Source organism: Flavobacterium sp., assembly GCF_035760125.1.
Lineage (GTDB): Bacteria > Bacteroidota > Bacteroidia > Flavobacteriales > Flavobacteriaceae > Flavobacterium.
On sequence record NZ_DASTTN010000120.1, the window covers coordinates 1 to 7,909 of the forward strand.

Annotated in this window: 8 protein-coding genes and 1 pseudogene; 8 read left to right on the forward strand and 1 reads right to left on the reverse strand. The window is 33.8% G+C overall.

Annotated elements, in window-relative coordinates; genetic code table 11:
- Positions 1 to 166: 166 nt before the first annotated feature.
- Positions 167 to 730, reverse strand: a complete 564-nt coding sequence (locus VFS71_RS04775; protein WP_326399692.1) for a glycine zipper family protein — start codon at positions 728 to 730, stop codon at positions 167 to 169.
- Positions 731 to 976: 246 nt separating this feature from the next.
- Between VFS71_RS04775 and VFS71_RS04780 the strand changes: the two genes are divergently transcribed.
- From VFS71_RS04780 to VFS71_RS04815, 8 genes and pseudogenes are all read left to right on the forward strand, one after another.
- Positions 977 to 3,052 (forward strand): beta-galactosidase, encoded by a 2,076-nt coding sequence (locus VFS71_RS04780; protein WP_326399693.1) that lies wholly within the window; start codon positions 977 to 979, stop codon positions 3,050 to 3,052.
- Positions 3,053 to 3,288: 236 nt separating this feature from the next.
- Complete coding sequence (locus tag VFS71_RS04785; protein ID WP_326399695.1) at positions 3,289 to 3,918, forward strand: MCP four helix bundle domain-containing protein; 630 nt, start codon at positions 3,289 to 3,291, stop codon at positions 3,916 to 3,918.
- A 24-nt stretch (positions 3,919 to 3,942) separates the two neighbouring features.
- Complete coding sequence (locus tag VFS71_RS04790; protein WP_326399697.1) at positions 3,943 to 4,503, forward strand: DUF6642 family protein; 561 nt, start codon at positions 3,943 to 3,945, stop codon at positions 4,501 to 4,503.
- 129 nt (positions 4,504 to 4,632) lie between these two features.
- Complete coding sequence (locus VFS71_RS04795; RefSeq protein ID WP_326399698.1) at positions 4,633 to 5,163, forward strand: hypothetical protein; 531 nt, start codon at positions 4,633 to 4,635, stop codon at positions 5,161 to 5,163.
- Positions 5,160 to 6,026: an ABC transporter ATP-binding protein gene (locus VFS71_RS04800; protein WP_326399699.1), complete on the forward strand. Its 867-nt coding sequence runs from the start codon at positions 5,160 to 5,162 to the stop codon at positions 6,024 to 6,026. The genes VFS71_RS04795 and VFS71_RS04800 overlap by 4 nt, the downstream gene beginning before the upstream one ends.
- The gene (locus VFS71_RS04805; protein WP_326399700.1) at positions 6,023 to 6,859 is read left to right on the forward strand and encodes an ABC transporter permease; all 837 of its coding nucleotides are present in this window, start codon (positions 6,023 to 6,025) and stop codon (positions 6,857 to 6,859) included. Before VFS71_RS04800 ends, VFS71_RS04805 begins: the two co-directional genes overlap by 4 nt.
- The gene (locus VFS71_RS04810; RefSeq protein ID WP_326399702.1) at positions 6,856 to 7,476 is read left to right on the forward strand and encodes a hypothetical protein; all 621 of its coding nucleotides are present in this window, start codon (positions 6,856 to 6,858) and stop codon (positions 7,474 to 7,476) included. Before VFS71_RS04805 ends, VFS71_RS04810 begins: the two co-directional genes overlap by 4 nt.
- A 117-nt stretch (positions 7,477 to 7,593) precedes the next feature.
- A pseudogene (locus tag VFS71_RS04815) lies at positions 7,594 to 7,909 on the forward strand (AraC family transcriptional regulator); the annotation flags it as partial.

Here is a 7,909-nt window from a genome sequence, read left to right on the forward strand (position 1 = left end):
CATAAATAATTATAGTTTTAATTTTAGTTGCTGAATTAGCTATGTATGGCTTAAATTTATGGGGCCAGTCTACAATGAGGTGCTTTTATATTTCTGTGCTTTTCTTGCTTTAGAAAATCTTTTATTTGACAGGAATTTGTATTTTTAAAATAATGACTATTTCTGTCTATTTGATTGTATATCCTTTCCCTTCCATACAGACTGAAAATGCTTTTGCAAACTTGTCTTTCATTTCTTGCTCTGCGGAAGCAGCACCAGCTGTAGCCTGCTGTGTTTGTGCTTTCTTTTGCTGTTTTGCCTGTCTGCGCCCTGAAACTCCTCCGGCTATTGCACCTATTGCCGCTCCGTCACCAGCATCTCCTGTAACGGCACCTACTGCCGCCCCAACAGCGGCACCTTTTGCGGCGCCTTTTACAGCTTCGCCTTTAGGGGCGGTATCAACAGGGGCTGCTTGTACTTTTGTTGGATTCAATATGTCAATACCAGATTGGTCATTTGCCCATTTGTAACATTCATATTCATCATTTTTTTGCAAATCCTGACTCTGACCTTTTGCAGGATATACAATTACATTACAGGCTTTTGAAATCTGATTGTACGTAAGGGCTGATCCATCATTGATTTTGGCTGTTGTAGCTTCCTGACCCCAAACAGATGGAGCGATAATAATCAAAAACAGTGGAATGTAAATACTGTTTTTTAGGCTTACAAAAAATGCTTGAATTTTCATATTGATAAAATTTAAGATAAATAACGTTATTGATATTTTGTGAAAACAGTCAAAATGAAATAATTTCTTATATTATTTGTTTTCAGTCGCTTATGGTTAAATTTAATAAAAAGTACAATATGATTTACATCTATCAGTAATTTTTTCAATACCTAAAAAGCATATCTATTTGTGCCAAATTTGCCAAATAGTTTATTCAATTGAGTATTTTTTAATTACTTTAGTCAAAAATAAAGTATTTAAAGTATGAAAAAAAATTTGCTCTTTTTTATAAGTGTTGTTTTAACATTTTTAATTAGTACTACCACAGGATTCGCGCAGATTAAGAAAGATAAGTTATTGTTTGGGGCTGCTTATTATGACGAATACATGCCTTATGAACGTCTTGATAAGGATATTAAAATGATGAAAGAAACAGGTATCAATGTGGTTCGTATTGCAGAATCTACCTGGAGTACAATGGAACCGCAAGAAGGTGTTTTTGATTTTAGTCATATAGATCGTGTACTGGATGCTATGTATAAAGCTGGTATCAGTGTAATAATTGGCACACCAACTTATGCAGTTCCAACATGGCTTGTTAAAAAGCATCCCGATGTTTTGGCTATTACAAACAGAGGTCCAAACCAATATGGTCCACGTCAAAATATGGATATTACTAACGAATATTTTAGAATTTATGCCGAAAAAGCTATTCGGAAAATGTTAAAGCATATAAAAGATCATCCGGCCATTATTGGATATCAAATAGATAATGAAACCAAATCATATGGTACGAGCGGGCCAAATGTACAGGCACAGTTTGTTGCGTATATGAAAGCCAAATATCCATCACTCGATGATTTAAATAAGATTTTTGGACTGGATTACTGGAGCAATCGAATTAATAACTGGGATGATTTTCCTTCGGTAAATGGAAGTATTAATGCCAGTCTCAATGCAGAGTTTGCTAAGTTTCAGCGTTCACTTGTCACTGAATATCTAGGATGGCAATCTAAAATGGTGCGCGAATATAAAAAGCCAAATCAATTTATAACTCAAAATTTTGATTTTGATTGGTTGGGGCATTCTTATGGAATACAACCTGAAGTAGATCATTTTGCTGCTTCAAAAGTGCTCGATATTTCTGGTGTAGATATTTATCATCCTTCACAAGACAAACTCACAGGACTGGAGATTTCTTTTGGGGGTGATGTGGCTCGCTCTATGAAAGGTGGACAGAATTACTTTGTAATAGAGACAGAAGCTCAGGGATTTGCGGAATGGGTGCCTTATCCAAGTCAATTGCGTTTACAGGCATTTAGCCATTTAGCATCTGGTGCAGACATGGTTTCTTACTGGCATTGGCATTCCATACATAATTCGGCAGAAACGTATTGGAAAGGATTATTGAGCCATGATTTTGAACCAAATCCAACTTATGAAGAAGCTAAAACGATTGGTGCCGACTTTAAGAAACTCAGTTCCCATTTGCTTCATCTCCAGAAGAAAAATGATGTAGCTATTTTATTTAGCAATGAAGCATTAACTGCGTATAATTCTTTTGGTCCCGGCAGTTACAATGTGATTTTGAGATCAATGTATGATGCTCTTTACAAGATGAATGTTGGTGTTGATTTTATTGATCCATCGAGTACTCAAATTGAGAAATATAAATTAATTGTTGTGCCGGCTTTATATGCAGCACCTGATAGTTTGTTGTTGCGTTTAAACAGTTTTGTTAAAAATGGTGGACACATTGTCTATACTTTTAAAAGCGGTTTTGCCGATGAGCATAATAAAGTGAGAACTGTTCGTCAGCCAGGTATTATCAGCGAAGCTTGTGGAATAACATACAATGAGTTTACTGTTCCTGAAAAAGTAAGTCTTAAAGATGATCCTTTTAATGTAGGGAAGGAGCAGAATAAAGCAGAGAAATGGATGGAGTTTTTAGTTCCTACCACAGCAAAAGTTTTGGCATGGTATGATCATCCATCGTGGGGAATTTATGCCGCAGTTACACGGAATAATTATGGGAAAGGGGTAGCTACTTATATAGGTTTTGGGACGACGACAGCCATTACAGAAAAAATTCTTGGTGATGTTGTAAAAAATGCTGGACTTTGGGGTAAAGATCAAGAATTAAAATTTCCAATTATAGTTAAATCGGGGACTAATCAGCAAGGAAAAGTTATTCATTACTATTTTAACTATTCTGGGGAGTCAAAATCATTTACTTATCCTTACCCTAAAGGAAAGCTTTTATTGACAGACGATAAAATTGCTGAAGGGAGTCAGATTTCTTTGTCAGCTTGGGGATTCACAATTATAGAAGAACTATAAAATTATTTTTTGTTTATATTTACAAAGCCCTATTTTTTTAGGGCTTTTTTTTGATAATATCGTGATTGATCTTTCTCCCGCAATGTCTTAATTCTTAGCAAACGCTCATTTTTTGTTTTTCATGAAACTATTCCTAAGATTTATAAAACTTGTGATGGAACTTTTTTAAAATTACTTCTGTTGCAGAAATAAATTCATGACAATAGCTTATATTGCATAATCAAAAACACATCAAGATGAAAGATCTAAAAAGATTCAGTAACAAAACCAAAGCTGCATTTGTTTTGTTAATTGTTATGGTTATTATCTTATTGAGTAATTTTAACACCCTGCGAAATTCAAAAAAAGCAAACGAGAATATTAATGAAATCTACAATGATCGCTTAGTGGTGGCACGCTATATATTTCAATATGCAAATGAACTTAATTTCATAAAAGCAAAGACTTTGCAGGCTGAACTCAATGACGCTCAAAAAAAAGTTGGGATTGAGACTGCTATGCAACACATTCATAATATTGATAAGTTATATTTAGAAACAGTTTTGACCCCCAAAGAAAAAAAAAGTTTTGTGGCATTTTTGGCCTCGTGTTCCGCTATTGAAATACAGTCACAAAACAACAATTGGTCGCAAGTAACCCAATCCAGTAATCAGGCTTTACAAACATTAGAACTGCTGTCACAAATCCAAATTAATGAAGGCAAATCCAAACTGGCAAGCTCAAATGCAATGTATAGAGGTAATACCACTTTGGGTGAACTGCAAATTGCGTTATTAGTAGTTTTAGGAGGCTTCGCACTATATTTGCTAATAGCCAAGAAAAATAAGATTAAGGTCAAAATACCGGAATCACCAAGTATGAACTAATAGCAACCGCAAAAATACAATTTCATGGATCGAGACCAATTTATTTTCTGCCTTGAAGCTGTTGCCGACGTAGAAACAAGCGCCATTACAGAAGTAGTCAAAAACTTAGAGCGACTGGCCTTTGAGCAAGGTATTTCGAGTATTTACAAAACATGTGATACCATCGAAGGATTGGAAGACAGCTTGAATGCACTGCTTTATGACGATCACAACTTTAAAGATTATGAAATCATCTACTTGGTTATGCCAGGCGAGGCTAACAACATTTGCCTAAACAATTATTACTACAGCCTAGAGGAAATAGCTGAAATCTTTGAAGGAAAGATGAGGGGTAAAATTTTACATTTTTCCAATGCCAAAGTTTTAGATTTAAGTGCAGAAGAAGCGCAGTATTTTTTGGATATAACGGGTGCTAAGGCTGTTTCAGGATATGGTTTGGCGTATGCGAACTTAAGTAGTAGTCCCATTGATAAAGCTTTTTTTAGTCTATGCCAAGAACTTGATGATGTCATCGAAATTGTTGAGGAATTACATCAAAAACACTATTCACTTTGTAAGTTGCTGGATTTTAGGCTGTATTATTAATCAACGTAATTTCAGTCTTTCTAAAAAATGCGAATTTTACATTAAATAAAAGCTATTTTTTACAAGATCCTATCGATTAAATTTCTAATTTAAGGGCAGAATTAATCGTTTCTTAAATTTTGGCACTCGATGATAAAAGCGCAACATACTAACTATGCCATATCCAAAACAGATATCTATTTAAACAGGGCAGTGAGTTATATCAAATCTACTCTTTTGTTACAGTCTTTCTGTATGGGGTGTTTATTCATAAGTGGTATCAATTTTAATGCTTTGGAGACTGCCAAAGATTTTACTTTCAATTTTCATGTTGTTTTGGGATTATACTTTTCCAGTTTGGTTTTTACCACCCAATTGGATGCTTACAGCAGGTATCAGAATTATAAAATGGCCAAAGATTTAATGCATCAATATGGTTTTAAAAAATCCCTCGTCAAAATATTTTCCAAATCCAGATGTCAAAGAGATGCTTTTGCGGAAGCAGCGAGAAGTCTTGGTTTTAAAAAGGAAATCGACGACTATTTTTATAGCGTTGGATTTCGTTGGTTTCATATTTTACCTGTAATTATTTTGAAAAAGCCAACAATCCTATTGACCAAAGAATATTGGATGTCCACTTTATTTGTGCCAAATTATAAAAGCAAATATTTTTACTGGTGAGAAGATTAGATGTCAAAAACATAACACTCAGTTATGATGCACAACCCATCATAAAAGGAATCAGTTTTTCGATTACCGAAGGTAAAATAACGGCTCTTATTGGACCAAATGGCGCAGGAAAAAGTTCTACTTTTAGAATCTTGTCTGGATTGGTCAGCCCTGATAGTGGAAGTGTTTTTTTAGACGGAATCCAAATGAAAAGTTTTAATGATTTACGTAGTCATTGTGGATATTTACTCGAAACTGCTGATTTTTATACTTATCTAAGCGGTAAAAAAAACTTGGAACTTTTAATTGCCCTCACCAAATCTTCTGCAAATGCAACCGAACTTCTGGAAATAGTGGGACTGACCAAAGTCGCTGATAAAAAAGTGCAGCATTATTCGAAAGGGATGAAGCAAAGACTTGGATTGGCACAGGTTTTAATTGACAATCCTTCTTTTTTAATTTTAGATGAGCCTTTTAACGGTTTGGATCCTGAAGTAAAAGAATTAATTCTGAGGCTATTAACTGATTTAAAAAACAAAGGAAAAGGTATTTTGGTTTCAACCCATTTATTGGAAGAGATTGAAACTATTGCCGACGACTTTATACTCCTAAACGAAGGCGAAATCTATCTTTCCGGTTCAATGAATACTTTTGGAACTGACAGACAAAATGTAAAAATGCACTTTACGGAACCACTTCCTCAAATTTTAAATCTAGGATTTGAAAACTTCAAAAAAGAAAATATTCTCGCGCTTAAAGCGAATGAAAAAGAAACCCAATTCGTTCTGAAAGAATTGTATGAATTGGGCTTTATTCCTTATAAAATTGATAGATCGAGCCTATTACATGATAAATACATGGAAATTATAAAATGATAGAACTATTACGATTTGAGTGTATAAAGCTAATTCACAGACGCAGAACTTTTTTAAGTATCGGCTTGATGTTGGTTTTGGTCTGCCTTATTTTTTGGGGATTGAAATCGGAAGGTATCAATGCTTTCGCTTTTATATTTCAATCGTTGGATAAGAATTTTGAGGTACAGGGAAATATTCTGAATGGTTATTTGACCAGTTTTTTAATTTTAAACACACTCTGGATTCACATACCTATTTTAATTACAATTGTCACCGGGGATTTATTTAGTTCCGAATTGGAAAATGGTACCATTCGTATTTTGATGACAAGACCAATAAACAGAAGTCGCATTGCTTTATCCAAACATTTTGCAGCCGTTGTGTTTGTCTTTTTCTTCATCATTTGTTATGCCATTATTTCAATAATTCCAGCTTTGGTTTTATTTGGTAAAGGAGATTTACTAGTAGCCTTTAATGGATTGCAAATCATTGAAGAATCACAATTGCCATTACGCTTTTTAGGAGCATTTGCCTTTGCGTTTTTGGCAATGAGTACCGTTGCGATTCTTTCGGTTACAGTGAGTTTTTTTGCTCGAAAATCTTTGGTCTCCATTTTAATAACATTGGGTTTTATTATCATTAGTACATTACTGCAAACATTATCAGCATCCTTGTTTAGAGGTTGGGAGTTCTTTTTGATCACACATCATTTTTCACAATGGCAATTGTTCTTTTATACCGATATAGATTATGCAGCCATTGCAAATTCTACCATTTGGCTGTTTTCTTTTTCGATTGTTTGTATTGTTATTTCGATCATTCGATTTAAATTTTTAAAAATAACAGAATGAGGCATATTTTACTTATAGTCATTATTTTATGTAGTAGCTTTTATGCAAAAGCACAAACAGAATTAATGGAAAAACTCAAGGAGAGATACGATATAAAAAATGGTTATCAAACCATGGTTAATATGACTATTGATGTGCCTGGACTTACCGTGCCCCAAAAGGACTTGAGCATTAAATATGAAAAAGGAAAAAAAGTACAGATAAGAGGAAAAGGAATACTGTTGATTCCCAAAAAAGGTTTGGTCAATCAATTTTCGGAGTTACTTTCTATTCAAGCACATTGGATTTTTCTTTCCGAAAATGGAAGTGTTGTCAATTACAAATTAGTTTCAATGGATCCCAAAAGTGATTGGGTTACTGCAGATATAAAAATATTGAAAGAACAGAGCAGAATTGACGAAATTAATTTGATTACCAAAGATTCGGGAGAATACCTAATCAAACATACCTATGCTTCGGGTAATTTTCCGAGTGCAACCAAAATCAGTTTTTGGACTAATAGACTCAATATTCCTTTGAAATTTCTAGGGAAATCCAGTCTAAATAAAGTAAAAGATAAAGACGGTAAAATAAAGGGTGAAATCTTACTGAAATTTAGCGGTTTTCATTTTTTATAAAGTAAAATAGTAAAGATGGATTCTTAATTAAACAGTCAGTTTTGAAGTATCTTTGCATTATAAATTTCAGAAAGAATGATTCTTTATATCAAAAATATGGTTTGCAATCGTTGTAAAATGGTTGTTAAATCTGAATTAGAAAAACTCGGTATAAGTCCACTAAATGTTGAATTAGGAGAAGTAACGATCGCAAAAGATTTGGATGCCTCAGAAAAGGAACATTTGGACCTTGTACTCAAAGAACTTGGTTTTGAATTAATCGATGACAAAAAGAGCAGGTACATTGAAAAAATAAAATCCTTAATCATTGAATTGATCCATGAGCAAAACAATGACTTAAAAATCACCTTATCGGATTATTTGAGTCAAAAAGTGTATCACGATTATTTTTATCTTTACAATCTTTTTTCGGAACTAGAAGGGATAACTATTG